Raw genomic sequence first — 24,596 nt, forward strand, 5'->3', positions numbered from 1 at the left:
CCGGGGGCTGGCCGCACCCTTCGGACGGTGGCGTGGAACCCCCTCCATCCGGTGTCCAGGCCCAGTGACCGCGCGCGGTGGGCGCAGAACAATTCCTGTCATCGCATCCATGAGGAACCCACCGAGCACACCACCATGGGGGACAGCCATGAACGAAACCGCCGTCAGGCGTCTGACGGGCTACGCCGGGATCGCCGCCGCAGCCGCCTTCATCATCGAAGTACCGCTGTACTTCCTCTACTCCGGACCGCCGCCGGACACGAACGTCCTCGCCCGGCTGCTGATCGGAATCCTCGCCCTGGTCTTCCTGCTCGTCTTCGTGACGGCCTTCCGCGAACTGGTCAAAGCGGTGAGTCCCGAGAACGAGTGGGCCGGCAACCTGGCCTTCGTCGCCGGACTGGTCTATTCGACGATCACCCTGGTCTCCAGCGGTCTTGAGGCCGGCGCGGTCATCGCCGCCGACCGGCCGATCGACCCGACGATCACGGTCAGCGGCACCTACATCCTGTACGGCTCCATCGGCCGTCTCATGCTCGCGCTCTTCTTGGCCGCCGTGGGCTGCGCCGTCTCCCGCACGAATCTGCTGCCGCCCTGGACCGTCCGGTCCGCCTACGTCCTGGCAGGGCTCAACCTGGCCTTCGTGCCCTCGCTGTTCTTCGGCAACACCCCCGCGCATTTCTACGCGGCGAACGGCTGGGGAACCACCGCCCTGATGGGCGCGGTCTTCAGCTACTGGATGCTCGCCCTCGGTATTTCCGTCCGGCGAAGCGCCACCCGTCGCGCGCCCGGCGCCTCGTCCGTCGTGGGCAACTGACCCTGCCCGCAAAGCGGTCAGCGCGACAGCTCCTTGCGCTGCTTGCGGCGTTCCCGGAGGTTGGGGTGGCGGACGACGACGCCGCCCGCACCACACGTACCCGAGATCCGGAGCACCGGCGTGCCGGGCAGCCGCTCGCCCGAGGTCTTGTCCTTCAGGCCGCCGAACCCGAGATCGAGGGCGTCCGTGTCCGCCTTCCAGCCCTCCGGCACGACGAACACCACCCCTGCCATCTGGGCGTCCACCTCCACCTCGATCTCACGCAGCCGGCACTCGGCCCGCGTGAAGTCGAGGCGTACGCCGCCCAGGCCGCCGTACGCGACGATGCGCGGCGGCACCTTCCAGCCGCCCGTCCTGGACGCGCCGTGGATCCCGCCCCGCAGGGTCAGCGGCTCGCCCGCGTCGAGGGTGACGGGGCCCAGGTCGCCGGTGAGCGGCGCGAGTTCGGCGTACGTCTTGGCGGTGAGCGCCCGGCCCACCCGCTCGTCCAGCTCGTCGAGGTCGATACGGCCCTCGGCCGCCGCCTCCCGCAGCTGTTCCACGACCGCCTCGCGGTCGGCGTCGGAGGCGCGCATACGGCCGGCGGATCGCGAGGGCTCTGCAGTCATGTGCTGATGATACGGACGCGGATGCGTACGGCGAAGGCTCGCGCCCGCCCAGCGCGGGGCCCGTCCTCCTCGGCGCCGGCCCGTCAGGACTCCCGCTCGTCGGACGGGCTCGCGGCGCGGGCCGGGGGCGTCGGCGTGGCCATCGCCCGGTGGGCCGCCGCCTCGGCCTCGCGCTCGTAGCGGTCCGAAGGGTCCGAGATCCGCAGGCCGTTGCCGTCGTCGGTGCCGGTGACGGGGCCCTGCCGCTGCTGGATCACATGGGTGAGCTCGTGGGCGAGCGTGTGCTTGTCACCGCCGTCCGTCCCGATGACCACATGGCTGCCCGCGGTGTAGGCGCGCGCGGAGATCTCCTCCGCGGAGCGCTGGGCGGCGGCCCCGGTGTGCAGCCGTACGTCGGAGAAGTCGGAGCCGAGCCGCTGCTCCATCTCGTCGCGCAGCCGCGGATCGAGGGGGCGGCCCGGTGACCTCAGGACGTCGGCGACGGTGGAGCGCTGCACCGCGGGCGCGTCCCCCTCGCTCCCGTCCGCGGACACCTGCCCCGCCTCGGACAGCAGGCGGCTGACCGCGGCGTTGCCCATCGTGCGCTGGAGGACGTCGAGCGTCTGCGGACCCATCGCCTCCGGGGCGGCGGAGGGCCTGGCCGTGCGCGGTTCCGGGGCCTTGCGCCGGCCGGTTCCGGGCGTCCTGCCGATGTCGTTGCTGTGCACGGAGGTGATCCCTTCGGATGGCTCACGGGCGGCTCCTTCCGCGTCGGAAGGGCGCCGGACGGGGTGGGCGGTCAGTTCTCGCTCCGGGTGTGCTCCCGCCACGGGCCGAACTCGCTGTCCAGGACCAGCCGTCCGAGTTTGCGGTACTCGGCGAGGACGGCCGATACGAGCTGCCCGGTGTCCAGCGGGCGGCCCGACTCCGCCGCGTGATAGGCGGCGGTGACCGCGCAGGCGCGGATGGAGCCTCCCGTCAGCTCGAACCGCGCCGCACAGGTTCGCAGATCGAGACCGGGTGCGCGGGGGACCTCGGTGCCCAGACAGCGTTCCCACAGCGCCAGCCGCTGCTGCTCGTCGGGCACGGGGAAGTCGGCCACCACGTCCAGCCGGCGGGTGAACGCCTCGTCCAGGTTGGCCCGCAGATTGGTGGTGAGGACGGCGATGCCGTCGAAGGACTCGATCCGCTGGAGCAGATAGGCCGACTCCACGTTGGCGTGCCGGTCGTGCGCGTCCTTGACCTGCGAACGCTTCCCGAAGACGGCGTCCGCCTCGTCGAACAGCAGCACCGCGTTGACGTCCGACGCCTCGACGAAGATCCGCTCCAGGTTCTTCTCGGTCTCGCCGATGTACTTGTCCACCACGGAGGACAGGTCCACGACGTAGAGCTCCATGCCCAGGTCGGCCGCGACCACCTCGGCCGACATGGTCTTCCCGGTGCCGGACTCCCCGGCGAACAGCGCGACGATGCCCCGGCCCCGGCCGCCGCCCGGCCGCATCCGCCACCGGCCGAGCACCTGCTCGCGGTGGCGGGCGCGCAGGGCCAGGTCGGAGAGCTGCCGGCGGGTCGCCGGGGGCAGTACGAGATCGTCCCAGCCGACCGTGGGCTCGATGCGGCGGGCGAGGCGGGCCAGCCCCGCCCCGTTCTGGGCCCGGACCGCGGTGCGCAGATCCTGTGCCTCCACCGGGCGTTCCTCCAGGGCGGCCAGCCGGGTGGCGACGGCCGCGGCCCGGCGTATCTGGCCGGAGTCGAGCCGATAGGCGCGGGTGGCGTCGACCAGGCGTGCCCCGGCGGCCGGGGTTCCGGCGGCGATTCCCGTCGGGGCGCCGGCCGAGGTGAGCGCCCGGCGCCACTGCCGCGCCGCGTCCGCCGGGTCCGGCGGCGGGACCGGGAACGTCACCGGGCTCTCGCCGGCCCACAGCGGGTCCCAGGTCTTCCTCCCGTGCAGGAGCAGCGGCGAGGCGCCGCCGACCGCCTCGCAGAGCGCGTCGATCAGGCCGGCGCCCCCGGGCCGCTCCGGGGCGAGCGTCTCCAGCGGCCCGAGGACGAGACCGCCGCCGGTCAGCCGCGCCTCCGTCGCCAGGATCCGTACGGTCCGCACCGGTTCCGGGGCGGCGGCCAGGGCCGCGGCGTCCACCACCAGGGGGCGCACTCCGGCCGTGTGAAGCGCGTCGGCCGCCAGCCGGCCGGGGTCGCCGCCGCGGTCCAGCAGATGCACCAGACCGCTGCCGGTGGACAGCGCCGCCGCGACCCGCAGCGTCAACGGGCCCGCCTCCGCCTCCTCCCGCGGGCCGGCCGCCCGCACGAGTCCCCGCAGCCTGCCGTCCACCCCGTCGTCGCCGAGCAGATGCGCGGTGACCCGGTCCGGGACGCGCAGGACCCGTGAGAGCAGCGGGCGTTCGCTCTCCCGCACCTCCACCAGACCGGCCGCGACCAGCGGGGCGTCCGGCGAGAACCGGAAGCGGCCGGGGCCGGCGGCGGGCAGTCCGCAGAGTTCGAGGGCCAGGCCGATCGTCGCCCTGCGCCGGGTGAGGTCGTCGTTGAGATAGCCGTACAGCATCTCGAACCGTGGGTCGATGTCCGGTGCCATCGCGATCAGCAGCAGGTCGACGTCCGGCGGGACCAGACCGAAGCTCTCCGCGAGGGTGTCGATCCGGCCCTTCGCCGGGGATCGCGGCGGGGCGGTGGGGCCGTGGTCGGGGACCGGGCGGAACGCGTCGCGGGACTCCAGGATGCGTTCGGCCGCGGCGGGGGTGAGGTATTGCCCCCGGTACGGATCGTCCGGGTCCGGGTCGGTGTGCCGGCGTGCGGCGACGGCGTTCCGTACCCGCTGCTCGATGTGCCCCAGCCGCTCCCAGAGGTCGGCCACGGCCGTCGGAGGCGTGCCCGTGTCCGGTCCGGCGGCGGGCGGGTGGACGGCCGGGGTCCGCTGTGCCGTGGTCACCGGGCCTGACCGCCGCGCCTGCGCCGGCCCGGCGGCAGCTGCCGTTCGCGCTCGGCCGCGAAGCCCTCGCCCCGGGCCTGCGAAGGACCGTCGTAGCGCAGCCTGCGTCCCGGCTCCGCCGCCTCGCCGTCGCGGCCGGGCACCGTCCGCACCAGCAGACCCTCGGTGACCGGCGGCCCGGCGGGCTCCGTCACACCGGCCAGGGGCGCCCACACCCGAAGATCGATGGCGGCCTTCAGCTCGCCGCCGAGTGCCGACCACACGTCCACGGTGGACGGCCGGTCGCCCGAACCCGCGGACGCCGCCTCCATCTCCACCGTCGTCCCGAGTTCGGCGAGGCTGCCCGTGAGCATCCGGGAGGGCAGCACGTCCGTGTGGATCAGGCAGCGCAACACCTCGGAGAGCAGCCGGTGTTCGTCCTGCGGCCGGTTGGTCCACGCGGTCAGCAGATAGGTGAGCTCGAACCAGCGGGAAGGCGTCCGCCGCCCGGTGACCACGCCCTCCTCGTCGTACTCCTCGGACGTGCCGGTGCGACGGCGGGTCGCGTCCTCACGGATGCCGTAGAGGAAGATGCTGACCGTGGGGGCGTTGCGCCGCGCGGACCAGTCCCGCGTCGGGGCGTCGAAGACCAGGTCCACGCCGCTGTCCTGGAGACCGGCGTCGACCAGCAGCAGCCGCAGCCCCTCGTCGACTTCGTGGATCATCGGCGTCCCACCTCGTCCGGCGGGACGATCGTTCCGTAGACCACCAGGAAGTCGGTGGTGACCGGGCTGAACCCGGGCCCCGACGCGGTGATGGTGCGCGGTCCCGTCCGGTCCTTCACCAGGATCAGCAGCTGCGAGATGAAGGTGCCGTCACGGCCCGGCCCGGTGGGCGGCGCGGTCGCCGTGATCCCCGGCTTCCAGGTGAGCTTCACCGGAGCACCGGGCGGGAAGTCCTTGCCGCGCACCGAGGTGACGAACCCGGGCTTGCCGACCGCGGGCACCGAGACGATGCGCGGCTGGAGGACGCGCAGCGGAATCCGGGAGACGTTGTCACCGCGGTCGGCGTCGGTGCCGCTCGTGGTCAGCGTCCCGGTGACGGTGGTCCGCAGCGCCCGGTCCGGGGCGAGCACCACCCGCAGGACCGAGGAGGCGCCGGGCGCCAGGTCGGGGAGCGGGCACGCCTTGGCGGAGCAGCCCGGCGGGAGGGTCGCCACCGGGATTCCGGCGGGCAGTCCGAGCCGCAGCCGCAGACCGGTGGCCAGGGCGTTCCTCCCGTTGCGCACGGTGTACGTGACCACGACCCGGCCGCCGACGTAGCCGGGGCTCGGCTGGGCCCGCACGACGACCCCGGGGCCCGCCTCGGGTGCGGGCGGCAGCGGCGCGGGCGGCTGCGCGGGCGGCGCGGGAGCGGGGTGCGGCGGTCCGGGGGTGGGCGGGGCGGGAGTCGGGTCGGGCGGCCGGGGCACGTCGCGGACCCGGACGTCCGTCGAGGTCGCGTTGTCCGTGGGGTTCGGGTCGACGACGGCTCCGGTGACCGACCAGCCGATCGGCCAGGGCCCGGTCGTCACGCCCGTCAGCCGCGCGGTGACCTCGACCTCGGCACCCGGCGGCAGTATCCCCAGATCGCAGCTGGGGGAGCCGGCGCCGCAGGAACCGGAGCCGGTGGTGAGCTCCTCCAGACGGACGCCCGGCGGGGTGTCGGCGACGAACGTGGTGCCGGGGGAGGGGGACGGGCCGTGGTTGGTGACGGTGACCGTGACCTCCACCGAGGAGCCGGCCTCCACCGAGGGGCCGACGGGCGGCGCGGTCAGCGCCAGGTCGACCTGCTGCTGGAAGGCGGGTTCCTTCTGGCGGCCCGGCAGTTGTGCGGTCAGCGGGGTCAGGGTGCCGGTGGCGAGGTCGAGTTCGGACAGCTGCTCGGGGGAGTTCGGCGCGATGTCCCGGCGGGAGCTCAGCACCAGCCGCCCGGCGTCCGGCGACCACGCCACGTCGCGCGGCTGGTACGGCCCGGTCGCCGAGACGTCCGGGATCTGCTCGCCGCACGCGGCGGGATCGTCGCGCCGGGAGGACGGCAGCACGACCCGGCAGCCCGTGCCGTCCGGCGCGGTGACGAGGACGCTCGCCCGCTGGTTGATCTGGTCCGCCCGGTCCTTGCGGTTGAAGGCCAGGGCCGTGCCGTCGGGGGAGAAGGCGGGGCTGTCGTCGATCACCTTGCACTCACCGGGGCAGCCGGTGACGCTGAGGTCCTTCTGCCGGTCGAGCGCGTCCGCCGGGGCGGTCCACACGTGCTTGATCCCGCCGAGGCCCCGGATCACCTCGTTGCGGGTGAAGGCGAGCGTGGTGCCGTCCGACGACCAGGCGGGCTGGGCGTCACCGCCCGCCACCTCCCCGGCGGGCGGCACGACCTCGCCGACGATCCGGTGCGTGGCGAGGTCGGCGACGAGCACCCGGCTCTGTTCCGCCGCGTCATCCGTGGCACCCGGAGAGACCCGGGTGAAGGCCACCCTGGTGCCGTCGGGGGAGAAGGCGGGGTCGGTGTCCCGGTCCCGGGGGCCGCGTCCGTCCACCGTCAGCTCCGCCGCGTTCGTCCCGTCGGCGTCGGCCAGCCAGATCCGCTGGACCCGCTCGCCGTCCACGGTCGCGAAACGGGTCACGGCGATGTGCCGGCCGTCGGGTGTGTAGGTCTGCCGCTCGGTCCACGGGTCGTAGCCGGCCGCCGGGTGGAACAGCGGGTCGTCGGCGGGGTCCTGGCTGGTGTTCGACCAGGCCCTCGGGTCCTCGCGCAGGACGTCGAGCCTGAGGTCCCGGGGGTCCGAACCGTCCTGCCGCATGTCCTGGAGCGTGACGAGGTCCGGGTCCACGGTGGTCCTGCGGGTGACGACCACCTCCTCCCCGACCACGGCAGGGGACTCCACCTGGCGGTCCTCGGAGAGCACCATCGCCGGCACGGGGCCGTCGAGGGAGTCGGCCCGGTACACGTGGTCGTAGACGGAGCATCCGCAGTCCGTGTTGGGGCTGAGGAAGACCAGACCGGTCCCGTTCGGGAGCCAGGCAGCCGAGCGGGTGCCCCAGCCGGCGAAGTCGCCGGTCAGCAGGGGACGCCCGGTCCCCGGGCCGCTGGTGACCCGCAGCCGGTACCCGGTGTCGGTGTCCGACTCGGGTTCCTGGTGCAGCGTGTAGACCAGGAGCTCCCGGTGCGCGCCGTCGTTCACCGGGTTCCACTCCGGCTCGCTCGCGTCACCCTCCGCGGGGTCGCTGACACAGGTCACCGGCCCGCCGGACAGGTCCCGCTCGTAGATCTGCGTGCCCGGCTCCGGGCCGCCGTCACTCGCGTACGCGATCCGGGTGCCGTCGGGGGAGAGCGTCGGGTGGGTCTCGTCGGCGGGCGTGTCCGTCAGCCGGCGCAGACCGGAGCCGTCGGTCCCCACCGACCAGAGGTCGCGCTGCCCCGACGGGCCGGCCCCCGGTTCGGCCGAGTCGAAGACCACGGTCCGCCCGTCGGCGGAGAGTTCGGGATGGGCGGCGTCACGGCCGGTGGTGAGCCTGCGCACCGCGCCGTCCGCGCCGCGCACGTACACCTGCGGCCGCGCCTCGTCGCGGAGGCTGGTGAAGACGAGGGCCGCGCCGCGGCCGAAGGCGTCCTGGTCGTGGTGGACCGGACCGGAGGTGCCGAACAGGTCCTCGGACGTCGTCTCCGAGGTCCGCTGTCCGAGGCTGCGGTGGCCGTTGCCGGCGAACGCGATCCGTCCGGCGTCCGCCGGTGCCGCCTCCGCGACGGCGGCCGCCCGCGGGGCGGCCTGCGGGGCGGAGACGGAACCCGCCACCAGCAGCGGCGTCAGCAGCACCACGACACCGCTCAGCCGGCGCAACCGGGTACGTCGTGCGGGGCCAGCAGGACCGCCCACGGTCCACCTCACAGTCTGGTCTGGTCTGGTCGATGGGTGTCCAGCTCAAGCATCACGGGCGCGGGCCGGCACGGACAGGGCCCGGAGTACCCGCGGCGGGGGAAGACCCGGTGCCCTTTGCGGTCCGTGGCAGCTCACCGCCGGAAGGGTCGCCGCGCTACTCCGCCGTCCCCTCCCGACGGGCCCTGGAGCTGTCGCGACGGCCGCGGGCCTGGCCGGAGGCCGCCAGCAGCCGCACGTGGAAGGGGTGTTCCTGGCTGATCCCCCACATGTGCAGATAGACCAGCATCTGGTTGACGACCGTGTCGTACTCGACCAGCGTGCCGGACGCGTCTCCGGCGGCCTCGCCGTAGCTGATCAGGAGGGCCTGCTGATCCGAGGTGATCCGTTTCGCGCGCCCCAGACTGAGCGCGTACGACTCCAGCTTGCCGGGCATCGCCCCGTAGTCCAGCTTCTCGTCGAGCAGCTGGTGCTGGGGTCCGGTGAACTCCTCGCTCCGGCCCAGTAGCGACCGCAGTTCCTCCAGCGTCCTCTTGCGTTCCCCGGCCAGGGCCGCCACCTCCGCCACGCTCGCCCCGGACTCCGCCAGCTCCATCGCCGGGCTGCTCCCGAAGGCCTGGTTGGCCGCGACGTGGGTCAGTTCGTGCGCGATGTGGCCGAGGAGGTAGGGGGTGCCGCCGGGGGCCTGGGTGCCCACGTTGAACGCGTACGACGGGTCCTCGCCCTCCTCGGGCGGGTTGAGCTTCATTCCGGGCCGGCCGGTCCAGGGGTACTGGAGCACCTTCACCATCGGCACCACGGCCATCACTTCCCCGATGACGGCGCGCGTCTCGTCGGCCATGGTGGCGTCCCCACGGAGTGCGCCGAGCTGCTGGACGTAGCCGCTCATCATCGTGTGGAACCGTTCCGCGGGTATCAACTGCGCGGTGTGATGCGCCTGTTCCGTCGTGTCTATCGTGCTGAGGCCCTCGGCCAGCTGATGGTCGATGTCCGTCAGCAGGCCGCGGTAGACCGATTCGAGGTCCAGCTCCAGCCGCGCCTGCTCGGCCTGCTGGGACAGCGCCTCGGTACCCGCCACGCGCACACCGCCCGCCGGTTTGTGGGCGGTGTAGGCACTGCAGGCGTTGATGACCTCCCTGAGCGCGAAGAGCCGGGCGCGCTGATTGTCCTCCGGGACCTGCTGGAAGGCCTCAAGGGCCCGGTCCACCTTGGTGATCTCGGAGCGGCCACGCGGAGTCCGGGTCGAGGTGCTCTCCTTGAACGCCTCCGGGGTCATCATCCGGGACACCGTGATCAGCTGCGTCGTCGCCGCGTTGCCCAGCGTGCTCTGCAGACCGTCCAGCGTGCGGGGGCGGTTGGTCCGCGGCGTGGAGGCGGTGGCCGGCCGCGGAGTCGGCCCGGCACTCTCATGGGTACGCATGCGGTCACGCTAGGCCGGGTGCGGTGGCCCGTCCCAGGGACCCCGGGGCACCCCGGGGGCAACACCCGTTGCCCCCGCGGGCCCGTCGGCGCGAGGTCCCGCGGGAGGCGGCCGGGGCGGCTCAGATGAGGCCGTGCCGCATGGCGTAGCCCACCGCGTGGGCCCGGTTGCGCAGTTCCAGCCGTGCCGTGATCTCGTGCAGCACGTTCTTGACGGTCCGCTCGGAGTACGACGTCTTCTGCGCTATCTCCGCGGTGCCGTACCCCTCCGACACCAGCCTGATCATCTCCGCCTCCCGCGCCGTGAGGGTGGAGAGCGACAGCCCCCGGGGGTCCAGCACCGTGCGGTGGAGGCTGCTGACATGGCTGAGCAGCTTGCCGAGCAGGTCGCCCGGCAGCACCCCCTCACCGTTGGCGACCGCCGTCACCAGATGGACGAGACGGTCCTGGTCGGCCTCCCCGCGCCGCAGCACGGCGGCGACGCCGTACTCGATGAGGGTCTGGAGCGCTCCCGTCTCGAACTGGCCGACGACGAGGCCGGTACGGGTGGAGGTGTTGCGCTGGAGGCGTTGCAGGAGCTGGACGGTGGGCTCGTTCACCATGTCCACCACCACTAAGGAGACCTGCGCGCGGTCGGCCTCCTCCTCCGGTATCAGCTCTATCTCCGGCCGCAGGCGCAACTGGTGCACCATGCCGGTCCGCAGGATCAGGTCCTCGGCGTAGACCGCCACCGAGACCCTGCCCGCCGGGGGCACCGCGGGCGCGCCCTCCGCGGGGCGACCGGGCGCCACCGGTCCGGGGCCGCGGCCGGTCTGCGCCGCTGTCTTCGTCACTTCTGTCATGGTCATGTGCTCGTCTTCCTCAACTGCTTCCGCCGGTGTCCGATACGTCGGGCGTCGTGCGCGTTCGTGCCGTGACCGGACAGGGCGACCTGGCCCGGGGGTGGGGCGGCAGGACGCGGCGCGGAGGGGCTGCCGGGGCACCGGACCTGCCCGCACATTGCCCTCCCGCCTCTGCTGCGGGGGCCGGGGCGCGGCCTAGCGTCGCATCGTGACCACATCTGCCGAATTCGACATAGCCACGGTGACGGTGTCGCCGGGCGCCGGGGCGACGACCACGCTGACCGTGCGCAACGACGGCGACATCGTCGAGGCGTACACCCTCGAAGTGGTCGGCGACTGTGCGGCATGGGCCACGGTGGAGCCGGCCCGGGTCTCGCTCTACCCGGGCACCTCCGAGACCGTCACGGTGCGGCTCGCGCCGCCCCGGTCCCACGAGGTCGCGGCGGGCGAAGTCCCCCTGGGCGTACGCGTCCTGCCCGCGGAGCACCCCGAGTCGGTGGCCGTCCCCGAGGCGACGGTGGTCGTCGAGCCCTTCCACGAGCTCCGGACGAAGCTGGAGCCGGGCCGGCGCAGGGGCTGGCTGGGCGCCCGGTTCCGGACCTCGGTGCAGAACCGGGGGAACACCCCCGTCGACGTCGTGTTCGGCGGAAAGCAGGCGGGGGAGGAGCTCCGCCTCGCCTTCGCACCGGAACGCCGGAGCCTGAAGCCGGGCGAGTCCGCCGACGCGGGCCTGCGGGTGCGGGCCCGGAAGCTGATCTGGTTCGGCGCCCCGGTCACCTGGCCGTTCGAGGCCGCGGTGGCGGAGAGCGAGGGGGCCGGCGCCGAGGGCGAGCAGCGTGAGCGGCCGGAGCCCCTGCCCGGGGAGTTCGCACAGCTCCCGCTGCTGCCGAAGTGGCTGCTGATCGTCCTTGCGGCGCTCATCGCGCTGCTGCTGGCGTGGTTCGCGCTGGTGCGGCCCGCCGTCCGCAGCACCGCCAAGGAGGCGGGGGCCAAGGCCGCGCAGGAGGAGAACCGGCAGACACCGCAGGGCGGTGCGGCGGCAGGCGGCGCCACGGGCGGCGGCACCGGCGGTGCACAGGGCGAGGGTCAGGGGCAGACCGCCGGAACGGGCCAGACCGGGAGCGGGGGCGCCGCCGACGGCGGCTCCGGCTCGACGGGCGGCGGCACGGCGAACACCCAGCAGAGTTCCGAGACCATCGACGTGCAGACGGGTGCCGGGGCCAAGAAGGACGGGACGTACCGGGTCCCGGAAGGAAAGGTATTCGGCGTCACGGACATCGTGGTGGCGAACTTCCAGGGCGACGAAGGGGTGCTGACCATCTCCTTCGGGGAGCGGAAGATCACCACCATTGCCCTGGAGACGTTCCGCAACCAGGACTATCACTGGGTCACCCCCATTCGGATACCGGAGAACGCAGCGGTCACGGCTTCCGTGACCTGTTCCAAGCCAGGGACTCCGGCGACCGGAACGCAGGCCTCCGAATGCCATCAAGTACTCAATGTCAGTGGTGTGCTGAGCGATATCGCGCCGTAGGAACGATAGCGCCGGATTCCTTCCCGTCCGTTCCGTTGGCGTGAACAAACAGGGGTTCTGCCAGCGGAAACCTTCACATGACCGTTTGTCGGAGTGTGTCCTTCCACACATCGCCCGGAATCGGGAACGGAATCGCCGGAGCGCGTCGTGACTGGTGAATGCCGGTCCTCGGCAGGTGATTCCCGGTATTTCCCGGGTGGCGGGATTCGGCCGGTCCGCGAACACCCCGGCTCGGCGACGCGAACCGGCATCTCCCGGGCTCCGGACCGACCGTAGGAATCCGGCCGCCGCGGCCGTGCGCGATGAGTAGTTTCTGGCTGAAACTAACTGCTGGGGCGCCGGATCGGGTGAGTGGCGGCGAGGAATTCCCGCCGCCCGCGGACGGCCGCGGACGCCCGCGGCGGCGAAGGGCCTTCACGGGGCGGCCGGGGTGCCTGGGAAGGCAGCCGCCCTGCCCCGGGGCCAGGACTTTGAGGCCTACTGCCCGCAGACACCGCCGGGCAAGACTGAACAGGCGAACGACTGACCACCCGAAGGAGCGAGCATGCCGTCGTACCTCACCCCAGGTGTATACGTGGAGGAGGTGCAGTCCGGAGCGCGGCCCATCGAGGGAGTCGGCACCGCGGTCGCAGCCTTCGTCGGGTTCTCCGAGACCGGCCCCTTCCACCGGCCGACGCTGGTGACGAGCTGGGACCAGTACGTTTCGTCCTTCGGCACCTTCACTCCCGACACGTATCTGACGCTCGCCGTCCACGGCTACTTCAGCAACGGCGGCGGCGCGGCGTACATCGTGCGCATCGGCGGCCCGGCCGAGGACGCGGCGCGGGGCGAGGCGCCGGCGACGGCGCCGTCCGTCGCCGTCGGCGGCTTCCTGATCTCCGCCCGGCCCGGCGCCGGTGACGGCCTCTCCGTCGAAGTGGCCGACCCCGAGGGCGAGAACCCGCCGGAGGACCGCTTCCGGCTGCTGGTGCGGCAGGGCGGCAAGGTGGCGGAGAGCTACGACACCTCCGTACGCAAGAACGTCAAGGGCTACCTGGTCACCCAGGCCCGCCAGTCCAAGCTCATCGAGGTCACCGAGCAGCCCGGTGCGGCGCAGACCCGCCCCGAGAAGCAGAGCCTCTCCCTCGCTCCCGCCGCCCCGGAAGCGGGCGGCACGGTCCCGGGCGGCCCGGGCGAGTACGTGGGCGACGCGTCGGCCCGTACGGGCATCGCGGCGCTGGAGGCGATCGACGAGATCACCATGGTCGCCGTCCCGGACCTGATGAGCGCCCACCGCCGCGGCGACATCGACGCCGAGGGCGTCAGGGCCGTGCAGCTGGCCGTCATCGCGCACTGCGAGCAGATGGGCGACCGCGTCGCCGTGCTGGACGCCCCGCCCGGGATGAACGCCCAGCGCGTCCGCACCTGGCGCAACGAGGACGCCGGCTACGACTCCCGCTACGCGACCCTCTACTACCCGTGGCTCAAGGTCCTCGACCCGGCGACCGGCCAGCAGACCCTGATCCCGCCCAGCGGCCACGTCGCCGGGGTCTGGGCGCGCAGCGACGGCGAGCGCGGGGTGCACAAGGCGCCCGCCAACGAGGTCATCCGCGGGGCGCTGGACCTGGAACTCCGCCTGAGCAAGGGCGAACAGGACCTGCTCAACCCGATCGGCGTCAACTGTGTCCGTGCCTTCCCCGGCCGCGGCATCCGGATCTGGGGCGCACGGACGCTCTCCTCCGACCCGGCCTGGCGCTACCTCAACGTACGCAGGCTCTTCAACTACCTGGAGGAGTCCATCCTCCTGGGCACCCAGTGGGTCGTCTTCGAGCCGAACGACGACCGTCTCTGGTCGAGCATCCGGCGCAACGTCACCGCGTTCCTCACCGAGGAGTGGCGCCGGGGCGCGCTCTTCGGCCGGACGGCGGAAGAGGCCTTCTACGTGAAGTGCGACCGCGACAACAACCCGCAGGAGTCCATCGACCTCGGCCAGGTCGTCTGCGAGATCGGCGTCGCCCCGGTGAAGCCCGCGGAGTTCGTCATCTTCCGGCTCTCGCAGTTCTCGGACAGCACCAGCCTCGTCGACGAGTGACCCGCACCCGCCGTCCCCGGCGGGCAGTGACCCCAGCAGGCAACGAACGGAACAGGTGACACACAGTCATGGCAGAGGGCGATGCTCTTTCCACCCACGTCTTCGGCGTACAGCTCGGCGGCTATCTCGTGGAGTCGATCCAGGAGATCAGCGGTCTGACCGTCGAGGAGGAAGTCGTCGAGGTCCGCCAGGTGACCGCCGAGGGCAAGCAGATCATCCGCAAGCAGCCCGGCGCGCGGCAGGCCGGCGAGGTGACGATCACCCGCGGGCTCGACAAGAGCAGCGAGTTCACCAAGTGGATCAAGGAGACGCTGAACAACGGCGCCGTCGACACCGCTCGGCAGAACCTCACCATCGAGATCAAGGACTCGAAGGGTGAGACCGTCCGCCGCATCCAGCTGATGCAGGGCTGGGCCAGCAAGTGGGAGGGCCCCTCGCTGAAGGCCGGCGAGTCCAGCGCGGCGACGGAGACGGTCACCATCACCTTCGAGGAGATCGTCGTCGAATGAGGCGCAGGACCGTTACCGGCGGCGGCCTCGAAGAGGTCCTCGACAGCCTCGCCGCCGCCGCACCCGCCCCGGGCGAGGACGCCCCGGCGCCCCCGCCCGCCAGGGAGCGGGACCGTCAGGACATGCGCACGGAGTTCGACTTCGAGCTCCCGCGCGGATACGTCGACGACGAGGGCCGGGTCCACCGGAGCGGGTCGATGCGGCTCGCCACGGCACGGGACGAGCTGCGCCCGCAGATCGACCTGCGGGTCAAGGAGAACCCCGCGTACCTGAGCGTGGTGCTGCTCAGCCAGGTGATCACCCGGCTCGGCACCGTCACGGACGTGCACGCCGGGGTGGTCGAGGGGATGTACGCCACCGATGTGGCGTTCCTCCAGGACTTCTACCGCCGCATCAACAGCGAGGGCCACACCCACGCCGCGGTGACGTGCCCGCTGTGCCACGGGTCGTTCGAGGTGGACCTCTCGGGTGAACGCCTGGGGGAATCGTGACGTACGCGCCTTCCCGGCTGCGGGAGGAGCTCGCGTACATCGCCTACCACTTCCACTGGCAGCGTGAGGACATCCTCGACCTCACCCACGGTGAGCGGCAGGAGTGGGTGAGGGAGATAGCGCGGATCAACACCCGCGTCAACGAGAGCGGGTGAGGGCGTGGAGTTCAGGGACTGGTTCGGCAGGGGCGGCCGGCGGCAGGCCGCGGCAGCACCCGCGCCGGGGCCCGCGGAGGACGGCGCCGGTGACGGTACGCGGTCCGCGGACGCGCCGGAGACCGCCCGGCCGGCCGCGCGTCCGGACGCCGACTGGGACGGCGGCTGGCGCCGGGTCGCACCACCGGCCGTGACCGTCGCCCGGTCCTCGATCGGGGTGAGCGACGGGCTGCGCTTCCGGTCCCGGCTCGCCTCGTGGCAGAACATCGCGTACGGCGGCGAGCTCGGCCATGCCGTCCTGCCCTCCGCACCGGTGGGCCTCATCCACGGTGTGGCGCGGCCGGGTGCCGCCCGCACATCCGCACCCGGAGCGCCCCTGCTCCTGCGTGCGGCCGGAGCCCCGGAGGAGGCCGTCCGGCCGCCGGTGTCCGAGGCTTCGGTGCCGGAGACCCCGGGCCGCGCGTCCACCGGGCGCGGGCCGACGACACGGCGGCCCGGCCCCGACGACACGGCCACCCGGAGCGGGGCCGATTCCGCGGCGGCGCCCGCCGCAGCCGCGGCACCGCGGGCGCGGCCCGCGGCCGTCCGCCCCCGGCGCACCGCGCCGCCCCTGGTCGTCGCCCGCCGCCCGGCAACGGCCCTGCGGAGCCTCGCCGCGTTCGTACCAACTCCGTCTGTGAGCAGGAGGGGTGAGGTGGCGTCCGACGCGCCGGACAGCGCCCACGACGCCGGCCGTACGGGGCCCGGGGAGCGGTTGCCCGCCGCCCGGCCGGAGCGCGACGCGGGCTCGCCCGCCGCACCTCCGGTACGTCCCGCGCTGGGCAAGCCCCTGCGGGAACTCCCGCCCGGGGCGGCCCTCTTCACGCCCTCCGGCCAGAGCGGGAGCGGGGGCGCTGGCGGTGGCGCATCTGTTGCACCGGCCGTGCCCGGCGAGCCGGCTCTTCCTGTGGTCCAGCGGCAGACGCCGGAGTCGGCGGCCGGGGCTGCTTCGGCTGCTGCGTCAGGGGGCCGGGCAGCCCCGGGGACGTCGTCGGCCGAACGGAAGCCGCAGAGCGTGGAACGGGGGGCATCGGGGCGGCAGGACGCGGGGCGGCTGGCGAGCGAACGTCAGCTTTCCCGTCCCGGCGCGGCTCCCACGTCGGGGCCCGCCGCGTCCGGGCCCGCCGCGTCCGGGAGTACGGCCTCCGGTCCCGCTTCCCGTCCCGTCTCCGGTCCCACCGACTCCCGTTCTGCCACTTCCGGTTCCTCGCCGTCCGTCCAGCGTGCGCCGTCCGCGCCCACCACGCCGCCCACGGACGGGTCCGCATTCGACGGCCCGCCCGCCTCCGCGCACCGGACGCCCGCCCCCGGTGGTCCGGGCGCTCGGGCCCGTACCCGGGGCGGGCTCGGCGCGCCCCTCCCCGCGCTCCCGCCAACCGCCGGTCCCTCGCCCGACGCCCCGCTGCTGGGCGACCCGCGCCGCGCGCGGCCCGGGGCCACGGGTCCGTTGCCGGTCGGCGCTCCGATGGGTGAGTCATCGTCGCCACGGTCATCCGCCCCGGCCTCGCCCGCGGCGACCCCCGACATGCCGCTGCGCGCGCCGGCCGGGCCCGCCGCCGGGCCCGCATCCCCCTCGCTGCCTCCGGCGGCCGTCCAACGTGCTGCGGACACCACGACCCGCACGTCCGCGAACCCGACTGCCCCGACCACCTCGACCACCCGGGCTGTCCCACCCGCCCCGGTGCGGGTCCGGCGGATCACCACGGGGGGAACGGCAGGCGCAAAAGGTACGGCAGGTGCGCCACGTACGTCCGGAACGGCAGCCGGTTCCGTGCCGTCGGTCCAGCGGTCGCGCGCCCTGCTCGCCGGAAGGACGCTGACCGTGCGCACCGGCGCGGCCGAGGGCTTCTCGGCGCCGGCGTCGGCAGCCGCCACGCGTCCCGTCGTACCGGCGACCTGGCGGCGGGACGCCCGGCAGCCGGGTCCCGAAGGGCAGCCGGCCAGTGGCACCGGCCGGACGGAACGAGGGACGGAACGAGGGACGGGACGAGGGACGGGACGAGGGACGGGACCGGGGACCGAACGACGGTCCGTAACCCCGGCCACCCCCGCCCGAACTCCGGCCATCCGGACCCCACTTGCCTGGGCGGCGGGACCGGAGCAGCGAACGCCGCCCGGCGGCGCGCCCGTCCAACGGGCCGTGCCCGGCGGCCCCTCGACGGCCGCCGCGGCATCCCCGGCCCTTCGGGGCACGGCACCCGAGGCCACGAAGGCCCGGCGCACCGGCATGGCGGACGCGGACCGCGCCGACCGTCCAGGCCGGTTCGACCGCTCCGCCACCGACCGCCCCAGCCGGACCGCCCGGTTCGGCTGGGGCGGCCGCTCCACCACCCCGACACCGGCACGACCAGACCCCCAACAGCCCACCCCAGCCGGCACCCCCACCCCCACCCACGCCTCCGCCCCCGCACCGCACGCCGCCCCCGCCGCCCCGCCCGTCCCGGTGGTGCGCCCGCATCCGCCGGGGGCGCCGCGGCCCGGAGGTGACGCCGTGCCGGTGCAGCGGTTCTCGATGCCCGTGGTTCCCGAAACCGGCGTCCCCGCCATCGGACCGGTACCGGCCGCCGCTGCCCCGCCCGGACCGCCGGACCTCACCGTGCGCGCGTCGCGCCCCGCGCCGGCCGGATCCGGTGAAGGCCCGGGCGGCGGAGCCCGGGGCGGTGGTCCGGGCGGCGCCGCTCCCCGGAGTCCCGGCACCGGCAACCGGGCCCCGGGCCCGTCGGCCCGGGCGCTCCAGCGGGCGGTGGCCGAAGCGGGGTTGTCCGGAGTCCCCGTGCGGGTGGTCCAGCCGAGGTCCGTCCCCGGCCCCGCCCCGGCCGCACCGGAGACCACCGGCACGCCGGCGAGGAACGAGGCAGCCGGCCCGGACATCGAGGAACTCGCCCGCCGTCTGATCGACCCGGTCAGCAGGCTGATCCGGGCGGACCTGCGCAGAGGACGGGAACGCTCCGGGCGGCCGTACGACGGCCGCCGGTGAATCCGCCTCCCGCCCACGCAGAGAAGAAGAGAAGCAGATGACGGACAACATCTTCGCGACGAGCGTGTTCTTCAAGCTCGCCATCGGGGGGAGCGACCTCGGGGCCTTCCACACCTGCTCGGGCCTGGGCGCCGAGGTGGAGCTGGAGCAGTACGCCGAGGGCGGCAACAACGACTTCACCTGGCAGCTGCCGGGGCGGATCACCTGGACCAACATCACGCTGACCCGCCCCGTCACCGCGGACACGCTGAAGATCGCGCGATGGCTCAACGAGACGACCCGGCGGGTGGAGCGCAAGGACGGCGAGATCGTCGCACTGCGGCCCGACCTCAGCCGGATCATCAGCTGGCAGATCCAGGGAATCGTGCCGGTGCGCTGGCAGGGGCCCTCCTTCGACCCGTCCAGTTCCGAGGCGGCGATCGAGACCCTGGAGATCGCGCACGAAGGGCTGGTGCCCTCCTGATGGCCCGCCCGTTCCGCCGTGCCCGGGCCGGCGCCGCAGACGTACAGGAAGGAGGAGCACCGTGGCAGCGACTGCCCGCACGAGCCGTGCCCGTGCCCAGCTGACCATCATGGAACCGCCGGCGGACGTCGGTGCGAAGCCCGCCGGCACCCTCGCCCGGCTCACGCTGCAGTTCAACCCGGCGACGCTCTCCCTGACCAAGAGCACCGAGTGGCGGCGCACGCCCTCCCGGACGGCCGGTGAGTCCGCGCTGCCGGAGTTCGTCGGCAGCGGACCCCGCTCGCTGTCCCTGGACGTCTTCCTGGACGCCACCGCCACCCACGACAACTCGGTGGAGAAGGCGGTGGAGCAGCTGATGACGGCCTGTGTGCCCACCCCGAGCAGCCTCGGCCGGAAGAAGCCGTCGAGCCCCTGGGTGCGGTTCGACTGGGGGACGGCGAAGACGACGTCGTTCGACGGGGTGCTGTCCAGTCTCTCCGTCTCGTACACGCTGTTCGACGTCGACGGGAAGCCGCTGCGTGCCACCTGCTCCCTCTCCATCGAGGAGGCGAGCGTCGACCCGGCCGGGCAGAACCCCACGTCAGGATCGCGGGAGGCCCGCCGTACCCACCGGGTCGTCGCCGGTGACAGCCTGCCGCTGCTCGCCTGGCGCGAGTACGGGGACGCCACCGCCTGGCGCACGATCGCCGAGGCCAACGACATCGACGACCCCATGCAACTGGCCCCGGGCACGGAACTCCTCGTGCCCGGGCTGGAAGACCATGCCGCGGAGGACGCCCGGTGACCGGAACCGCACCCGCCCGATCGTTCGCCGCCGACCCGATCGTGGAGGCGCCCGCCGAGCTTCCGCAGGCCTGGGCCGCCCAGCTGGTCAGCTGTGTGGTCGACGAGAACGTCGGTCTGCCGGACACCGCCGTGCTGACGTACCGGGACCCGTACCACACGCTGCTCACCGCCACCGGGATCACCATCGGCACCCCCGTGAAGATCTCGGTGGTCACGGTCCGGGAGCGGGCGCGCGAGCGGCTGTTCACCGGTGAGGTCACCGCGCTGGAGCTCGACAGCGACACCACCGGCTCCTTCACCGTCGTCCGCGCCTACTCCAGGGCCCACCGGCTGCGGCGCGGACGCAAGGTGGTGGCCTTCCGCAACATGAAGGCCGCCGACATCGTCCGCAAGGTCGCCGCCGGCGCCGGGCTCCCCTGCGGGAGGGTCGAGGCGGCGCCCGTCATGTACAAGCAGCTCACCCAGCCCAACATCTCGGACTGGGACTTCCTCCAGTACCTGGCGGGCGAGTGCGGTGCGCAGGTGCGGGTGGACGAGAAGGGCCTGCTGCAGTTCGTGAAGCCGAAGCCCGCGTCCTCCGCGCCCTCGCCGTCCACACCGGCGGCCAAGAGTCCGATGGTGCTGGAGTACGGGCGCAATCTGCTGGCCCTGCGAGCCGTGCTGACCGGGTCGGACGGGGCGGACAGCGTCGAGGTGCGCGGCTGGGACGTGGAGACCAAGACCCGGCTGGTGGCGCGCGAGCAGTCCGTCCGCAGCACCACGGTGGTCCCCGGGATGAGCCCGTCCGTCGCGTCCGGGGCGTTCGGGGGGAAGGCCCGGATGACGGTCGCCGACACCCCGTACCGGACCCAGGCCGAGGCCGGTGCGGTCGCCGGCGCGGTGGCCGCACGGGTCAGCTCCGGCTTCGGGGAGATCGAGGCGGTCGCCGAGGGAAACCCCCGGCTCCGGGCCGGCGAACCGGTCACCCTCGGCAACGTCGGACCCGCGTTCGCCGGCCGGTACACGGCGACGGCGGCCCACCACGTCCTCGACCCGCACGGCGGCTACCGCACGACCGTCCTGGTCAGTTCCTCGCCCGACCGCTCCCTGGCCGGGCTCACCGGCGGCGACGGCGCCCTGCGCGGCCCCCGGATGCCGGGCCTGGCGACCGGGGTGGTCACCGACATCCGCGAGGGCCGGGGCAAGGGCGAGCGCGGTTCGGTGCGGCTGAAGTTCCCCTGGCTCGACGACACCTACGTGTCCGACTGGGTCCGTACGGTGCAGTGGGGCGGCCAGGGCGGCGGCGGGGTGTTCAGCCCCGAGGTCAACGACGAGGTGCTCGTCGGCTTCGAGCAGGGCCTGCTGGACAGCCCCTATGTGCTGGGCGGCCTCTACAACGGCGTCGACAGGCCGTCGCCCCACGACGTGCCGCTGGTCGACCCGACCAGCGGAAAGGTCAACCGTCGTTCCCTGGTGTCCCGTTCGGGCAACCGGATCGAGCTGCTGGACGCCCCGCGCGGCCCGTCCGGTGTACGACTGGCCACCGGCGACCAGCAGTTGGAGGTCACCCTGGACGAGCGGCGGGGGGAGATCGCACTGAAGGTGCTCGCCCGCGGCACCTCCCGGGTGCTGAGCTCCCTGTCCCTGAGCCGGTCCGGGATCACGCTCGACGCCGGCACGGGGAACGTGGAGGTGAAGGGGGCCTCGGTGACCGTCAACGGCAGGACCGGGGTCACCGTCGACGGCGGACTGCTCGCCGTGCTCAAGGCCAGGCTCATCCGGATCAACTGACACCCGAACCGCCCCGTCCGCCCCCGAACACCCGGCCCAGCAAGGAGAACAGCAGCCATGCCCCCCGCAGCCCGCACGGGCGACAGCACCGTCCACGGAGGCCTCATCGGCACCCCGCCACCGGGTGCGGTGGCCGTCGCCACCGTGCTGATCGGCGGCAGGCCGGCCGCCGTCACCGGCAGCCTGCACGTGTGCGTCGTCCCCCCGCACGCGCTCCTCGGCCCGGGGAACGTCGTCCTGCCGAATCCGGCCGCCCTGGCCGCCGGCGGGGTACTGATCGGCGGGCTGCCGGCCGCCCGCATGGGAGACACCACCAGCTGCGGTGCCAAGATCATCAGCGGTGCGCCGAACGTCCTGATCGGAGGACCGCTGTGAGCGGGGGCGGATTCATCGGACGCGGCTGGGGCTTCCCGCTGCGGGTCGGCTCCACCGGCGGCATCGGCATGGTCGAGCGGGACCAGGAGATCGAGGAGGCCATCGGGCTGGTGCTCGGCACCGCACCGGGGGAGCGGCCGATGCGCCCCGAGTTCGGCTGCGGCATCCACGACTACGTCTTCGCGCCGGGCGACGGCGCCACCGCAGGGCGCATCGCGCACGAGGTGCGGGCGTCGCTGGAGCGCTGGGAACCGCGCATCGAGGTGGCGGACGTGGTGGTCGCCTTCGACACCGTCGACGAGGGGACCCTCTACATCGACGTGCACTACACCGTGCGGTCCACCAACGACCTGCGCAACCTCGTCTTCCCCTTCTACACCATCCCGGAATCGGGAGCCGCCTGATGTCCCTGCCCTCGCCCAACCTGGACGACCGCCGCTTCCAGCAACTCGTCGACGAGGCCAAGCGGTACGTCCAGCAGCGCTCTCCCGAGTGGACCGACCACAACGTGTCGGACCCCGGGGTCACGCTCATCGAGACGTTCGCCTACATGGTCGACCAGCTGCTGTACCGGCTGAACCGGGTCCCCGACCGCAACTACGCAGCCTTCCTGGACCTGTTGGGCGTGCGGCTGTTCCCGCCGACGGCCGCCCGCGCCGACGTCGACTTCTGGCTGTCCGCCCCCCAGCCGGACACCGTGCGCCTCCCCGCCGGTACGGAGGTGGCCACCGCCCGCGGTGAGACGGAGGAGTCGGTGGTCTTCTCGACCGACGAGGACCTGGCGATCGTGCCCAGTTCACTGATCAGGCTCGTCACCGCCCCCGCCTCCGGGGACCGGACGGACCGCACGGCGCCGCTCGGCGCGGGCAAGGACATCCCGTGCTTCCAGGCCCGGCCGGAGCCGGGCGACTCCCTGCTCTTCGGGCTGCCGACCGCCGTACCGCGGTGCATCGTCGCCGTACGTCTGGACAGCCGGGTGGAGGGCGTCGGCGTCGACCCCCGGCAGCCGCCGCTCGTCTGGGAGGCCTGGGACGGCGCCCGCTGGGTGCCCTGCGCGACGGGCACCGACAGCACGGGAGGCCTGAACAGGCCCGGTGAGGTGACGGTGTTCGTGCCCGCCGGGCACACGGCGTCGGTGACGGCCGGCATCAGGGCCGGGTGGCTGCGCTGCCGGGTCACCGCGCCCGAACCGGGCCAGCCCTTCTACTCCGAGTCGCCGACGATCCGGGAGGCCGAGGTGTTCACCGTCGGCGGCACCGCCGGCGTCGAACACGCGGAGACCGTCCTCGACGTACCGCTCGGCACTTCCGAAGGGGTCGCCGGCCAGCGGTTCTCCGTACGCAGGGTGCCGCTCCTGCTGGACGGGGAGCCGCCCGTCGTCCAGGTGTCCTCCGCCGACGGCTGGCAGGTCTGGACGCCCGTGGAGCACTTCGGCGCCTCGTCCCCGGGCGACCGGCACATGCGGATCGACGCCGCCACGGGCGAGTTCGCGTTCCCGCCCGAGGTGCGGGAGGCGGACGGCACCATGCGTGCGTACGGGGCGGTGCCCCCGAAGGGCGCCCAGCTCCGCATCCCGCGCTACCGGACGGGCGGCGGCGCCGCCGGGAACGTGGCCCGCGGCGCCATCCGCGTCCTGCGCAGCTCGGTGCCGTACGTCGCAGGCGTCGACAACCGCGAGGCGGCCCGCGGCGGGGTCGACGGCGAGAGCGTCGCGAACGCCAAGGTGCGCGCGCCGAACATCCTCCGGGTCCAGGAACGGGCGGTCACGGCCGAGGACTACGAGGTCATCGCCCGTGAGGCCGCGCCCTCGCTGCACCGGGTCCGCTGCCTGCCCGCCGTCGCGGGCGAGGCCGGTGCGGTGCGCGTCCTGGTGGTGCCCGACGCGGTCCCCGACGAGGGCGGCCGGCTGCGGTTCGAGCAGCTGATACCCCCGGACTCGGTCCTGTCGGCGGTCGCCGGGCGGCTCGACGAACGGCGGCTGGTCGGCACCAGGCTGGTCGTGGAACCGCCCGCCTACCAGGGCGTCACCGTGGTCGCCGAACTGGTGGCGGCCGACGGCGATGTGGACCGCGTCCGCGCCGAGGCGCTCGACGCGCTGTTCCGCCACATCGACCCGCTGCGGGGCGGCACGGACCGGACGGGCTGGCCCTTCGGCCGTCCCGTGCAGTACGGCGAGATCTTCGCCGTACTCCAGAACGTGCCCGGAGTCCGGCTGGTCGACGAGGTGCGGCTGTTCCCCGCCGACCCGCTCACCGGGCGGCGGTCCGCGGCGGCGGACCGGATCGACGTGGCCTCCAACGCGCTGGTCTTCTCCCACCAGCACCAGGTCGTCGTCACGGCGGCCGGGGCCGGTGAGCGCGCATGACCAGGGCCGCGGTCCCCGGACTCCCGAGCCGCTACCCGATCGGCGGGCTGCTGCCCGCCCTGTACGCGGACGACGACCTCGCCCAGCGGTTCACGGCGGGCCTGGACACGGTCCTGGCCCCCGTCCTGTCCACCCTCGACAACCTCCCGGCGTACTTCGATCCCGCGCTGACCCCGGACGACTTCCTGCCCTGGCTGTCGTCCTGGGTCGGCGCCGACATCGACACCGCGTGGCCGGTGGCCCTGCGCCGGGCCGCCGTCGCCCGCGCCGTCGAGCTCCACCGGTGGCGCGGAACCCGCCGCGGCCTGGCCGGACACCTCCGCCTCTGCTTCGGCGTCGAGGCCGACATCCACGACGGCGGCGGCGCCGCCTGGTCGGCGGAGCCCGGGGCCGAACTCCCTCCGGCCCCGACCGGGGAACTGCTGGTACGGGTCCGGGCACCGGCCGGGACCCCGGTGGACGAGGCCCGCATCCTGGCCGTCGTCCGGGCCTCGTGCCCCGCTCACCTCACCTGCCGGGTGGAGATCCTGCCCGGCGCACCGGACGAGACAACAGGAGACTGA

Annotated in this window: 21 protein-coding genes; 14 read left to right on the plus strand and 7 right to left on the minus strand. The window is 73.7% G+C overall.

Annotation, left to right across the window (positions count from 1 at the left end; genetic code table 11):
- Positions 1 to 148: 148 nt before the first annotated feature.
- Entirely contained in the window at positions 149 to 814 is a 666-nt protein-coding gene (locus OG408_RS22895) for a hypothetical protein (protein WP_326671673.1), read from the plus strand.
- A gap of 17 nt (positions 815 to 831) precedes the next feature.
- Here OG408_RS22895 and OG408_RS22900 read toward each other — a convergent pair whose 3' ends face one another.
- The 7 genes from OG408_RS22900 to OG408_RS22930 all read right to left on the minus strand — a co-directional run bounded on the left by OG408_RS22900 (position 832) and on the right by OG408_RS22930 (position 10,504).
- Complete coding sequence (locus OG408_RS22900; protein ID WP_266781392.1) at positions 832 to 1,422, minus strand: DUF1707 SHOCT-like domain-containing protein; 591 nt, start codon at positions 1,420 to 1,422, stop codon at positions 832 to 834.
- Positions 1,423 to 1,505: 83 nt separating this feature from the next.
- On the minus strand, positions 1,506 to 2,129 hold the full coding sequence (locus OG408_RS22905; RefSeq protein ID WP_405404765.1) for an eCIS core domain-containing protein: 624 nt from the start codon (positions 2,127 to 2,129) through the stop codon (positions 1,506 to 1,508).
- A 71-nt stretch (positions 2,130 to 2,200) separates the two neighbouring features.
- Positions 2,201 to 4,273: an ATP-binding protein gene (locus OG408_RS22910; RefSeq protein WP_326674584.1), complete on the minus strand. Its 2,073-nt coding sequence runs from the start codon at positions 4,271 to 4,273 to the stop codon at positions 2,201 to 2,203.
- A 71-nt stretch (positions 4,274 to 4,344) separates the two neighbouring features.
- Positions 4,345 to 5,052 carry a DUF4255 domain-containing protein gene (locus OG408_RS22915; protein WP_326671674.1) on the minus strand — a complete coding sequence of 236 codons (708 nt, stop codon included), beginning with the start codon at positions 5,050 to 5,052 and terminating at the stop codon, positions 4,345 to 4,347.
- Entirely contained in the window at positions 5,049 to 8,237 is a 3,189-nt protein-coding gene (locus tag OG408_RS22920; RefSeq protein WP_326671675.1) for a hypothetical protein, read from the minus strand. The genes OG408_RS22915 and OG408_RS22920 overlap by 4 nt, the downstream gene beginning before the upstream one ends.
- Positions 8,238 to 8,394: 157 nt before the next feature.
- The gene (locus OG408_RS22925; protein ID WP_326671677.1) at positions 8,395 to 9,657 is read right to left on the minus strand and encodes a hypothetical protein; all 1,263 of its coding nucleotides are present in this window, start codon (positions 9,655 to 9,657) and stop codon (positions 8,395 to 8,397) included.
- A gap of 121 nt (positions 9,658 to 9,778) precedes the next feature.
- Positions 9,779 to 10,504 carry a helix-turn-helix transcriptional regulator gene (locus OG408_RS22930; RefSeq protein ID WP_326671679.1) on the minus strand — a complete coding sequence of 242 codons (726 nt, stop codon included), beginning with the start codon at positions 10,502 to 10,504 and terminating at the stop codon, positions 9,779 to 9,781.
- Positions 10,505 to 10,706: 202 nt separating this feature from the next.
- On the opposite strand from OG408_RS22930, the gene OG408_RS22935 reads away from it, so the two are divergent.
- The 13 genes from OG408_RS22935 (at position 10,707) to OG408_RS22995 (ending at position 24,596) form a co-directional block, all read left to right on the plus strand.
- The gene (locus OG408_RS22935; protein ID WP_405404771.1) at positions 10,707 to 12,032 is read left to right on the plus strand and encodes a COG1470 family protein; all 1,326 of its coding nucleotides are present in this window, start codon (positions 10,707 to 10,709) and stop codon (positions 12,030 to 12,032) included.
- A gap of 544 nt (positions 12,033 to 12,576) precedes the next feature.
- The gene (locus tag OG408_RS22940; RefSeq protein ID WP_326671681.1) at positions 12,577 to 14,103 is read left to right on the plus strand and encodes a phage tail sheath family protein; all 1,527 of its coding nucleotides are present in this window, start codon (positions 12,577 to 12,579) and stop codon (positions 14,101 to 14,103) included.
- Positions 14,104 to 14,171: 68 nt separating this feature from the next.
- Entirely contained in the window at positions 14,172 to 14,612 is a 441-nt protein-coding gene (locus OG408_RS22945; protein ID WP_124720830.1) for a phage tail protein, read from the plus strand.
- A complete protein-coding gene (locus OG408_RS22950; protein WP_266781404.1) occupies positions 14,609 to 15,103 on the plus strand; it encodes a hypothetical protein in 495 nt (164 codons plus the stop codon). Before OG408_RS22945 ends, OG408_RS22950 begins: the two co-directional genes overlap by 4 nt.
- Positions 15,100 to 15,258 (plus strand): DUF6760 family protein, encoded by a 159-nt coding sequence (locus OG408_RS22955; RefSeq protein ID WP_167535327.1) that lies wholly within the window; start codon positions 15,100 to 15,102, stop codon positions 15,256 to 15,258. Before OG408_RS22950 ends, OG408_RS22955 begins: the two co-directional genes overlap by 4 nt.
- Positions 15,259 to 17,437: 2,179 nt before the next feature.
- Positions 17,438 to 18,274: a hypothetical protein gene (locus OG408_RS22960; protein ID WP_326671683.1), complete on the plus strand. Its 837-nt coding sequence runs from the start codon at positions 17,438 to 17,440 to the stop codon at positions 18,272 to 18,274.
- A gap of 37 nt (positions 18,275 to 18,311) precedes the next feature.
- Positions 18,312 to 18,737 (plus strand): phage tail protein, encoded by a 426-nt coding sequence (locus tag OG408_RS22965; RefSeq protein WP_266781410.1) that lies wholly within the window; start codon positions 18,312 to 18,314, stop codon positions 18,735 to 18,737.
- Positions 18,738 to 18,846: 109 nt separating this feature from the next.
- Complete coding sequence (locus tag OG408_RS22970; protein WP_266786365.1) at positions 18,847 to 19,521, plus strand: CIS tube protein; 675 nt, start codon at positions 18,847 to 18,849, stop codon at positions 19,519 to 19,521.
- Positions 19,518 to 21,293, plus strand: a complete 1,776-nt coding sequence (locus tag OG408_RS22975; protein WP_326671685.1) for a VgrG-related protein — start codon at positions 19,518 to 19,520, stop codon at positions 21,291 to 21,293. The genes OG408_RS22970 and OG408_RS22975 overlap by 4 nt, the downstream gene beginning before the upstream one ends.
- Positions 21,294 to 21,350: 57 nt before the next feature.
- On the plus strand, positions 21,351 to 21,668 hold the full coding sequence (locus OG408_RS22980) for a PAAR domain-containing protein (RefSeq protein WP_285568515.1): 318 nt from the start codon (positions 21,351 to 21,353) through the stop codon (positions 21,666 to 21,668).
- Positions 21,665 to 22,072 carry a GPW/gp25 family protein gene (locus OG408_RS22985; protein WP_326671688.1) on the plus strand — a complete coding sequence of 136 codons (408 nt, stop codon included), beginning with the start codon at positions 21,665 to 21,667 and terminating at the stop codon, positions 22,070 to 22,072. Before OG408_RS22980 ends, OG408_RS22985 begins: the two co-directional genes overlap by 4 nt.
- Positions 22,072 to 24,033, plus strand: coding sequence for a putative baseplate assembly protein (locus OG408_RS22990; RefSeq protein ID WP_326671690.1), 1,962 nt, complete (start codon positions 22,072 to 22,074; stop codon positions 24,031 to 24,033). Before OG408_RS22985 ends, OG408_RS22990 begins: the two co-directional genes overlap by 1 nt.
- Positions 24,030 to 24,596 carry a phage tail protein gene (locus OG408_RS22995; protein ID WP_266781420.1) on the plus strand — a complete coding sequence of 189 codons (567 nt, stop codon included), beginning with the start codon at positions 24,030 to 24,032 and terminating at the stop codon, positions 24,594 to 24,596. Before OG408_RS22990 ends, OG408_RS22995 begins: the two co-directional genes overlap by 4 nt.

The organism is Streptomyces sp. NBC_01257 (assembly GCF_035917255.1).
In the GTDB taxonomy this organism is placed as follows: Bacteria; Actinomycetota; Actinomycetes; order Streptomycetales; family Streptomycetaceae; genus Streptomyces.

Excerpts from the sequence above, each read along its gene's own strand:
- OG408_RS22895 (WP_326671673.1), top strand. The coding sequence starts at position 149 with ATGAACGAAACCGCCGTCAGGCGTCTGACGGGCTACGCCGGGATCGCC.
- OG408_RS22900 (WP_266781392.1), bottom strand. The coding sequence starts at position 1,422 with ATGACTGCAGAGCCCTCGCGATCCGCCGGCCGTATGCGCGCCTCCGAC.
- OG408_RS22915 (WP_326671674.1), bottom strand. The coding sequence starts at position 5,052 with ATGATCCACGAAGTCGACGAGGGGCTGCGGCTGCTGCTGGTCGACGCC.
- OG408_RS22925 (WP_326671677.1), bottom strand. The coding sequence starts at position 9,657 with ATGCGTACCCATGAGAGTGCCGGGCCGACTCCGCGGCCGGCCACCGCC.
- OG408_RS22930 (WP_326671679.1), bottom strand. The coding sequence starts at position 10,504 with ATGACCATGACAGAAGTGACGAAGACAGCGGCGCAGACCGGCCGCGGC.
- OG408_RS22940 (WP_326671681.1), top strand. The coding sequence starts at position 12,577 with ATGCCGTCGTACCTCACCCCAGGTGTATACGTGGAGGAGGTGCAGTCC.
- OG408_RS22945 (WP_124720830.1), top strand. The coding sequence starts at position 14,172 with ATGGCAGAGGGCGATGCTCTTTCCACCCACGTCTTCGGCGTACAGCTC.
- OG408_RS22950 (WP_266781404.1), top strand. The coding sequence starts at position 14,609 with ATGAGGCGCAGGACCGTTACCGGCGGCGGCCTCGAAGAGGTCCTCGAC.
- OG408_RS22965 (WP_266781410.1), top strand. The coding sequence starts at position 18,312 with ATGACGGACAACATCTTCGCGACGAGCGTGTTCTTCAAGCTCGCCATC.
- OG408_RS22970 (WP_266786365.1), top strand. The coding sequence starts at position 18,847 with ATGGAACCGCCGGCGGACGTCGGTGCGAAGCCCGCCGGCACCCTCGCC.
- OG408_RS22980 (WP_285568515.1), top strand. The coding sequence starts at position 21,351 with ATGCCCCCCGCAGCCCGCACGGGCGACAGCACCGTCCACGGAGGCCTC.
- OG408_RS22990 (WP_326671690.1), top strand. The coding sequence starts at position 22,072 with ATGTCCCTGCCCTCGCCCAACCTGGACGACCGCCGCTTCCAGCAACTC.
- OG408_RS22995 (WP_266781420.1), top strand. The coding sequence starts at position 24,030 with ATGACCAGGGCCGCGGTCCCCGGACTCCCGAGCCGCTACCCGATCGGC.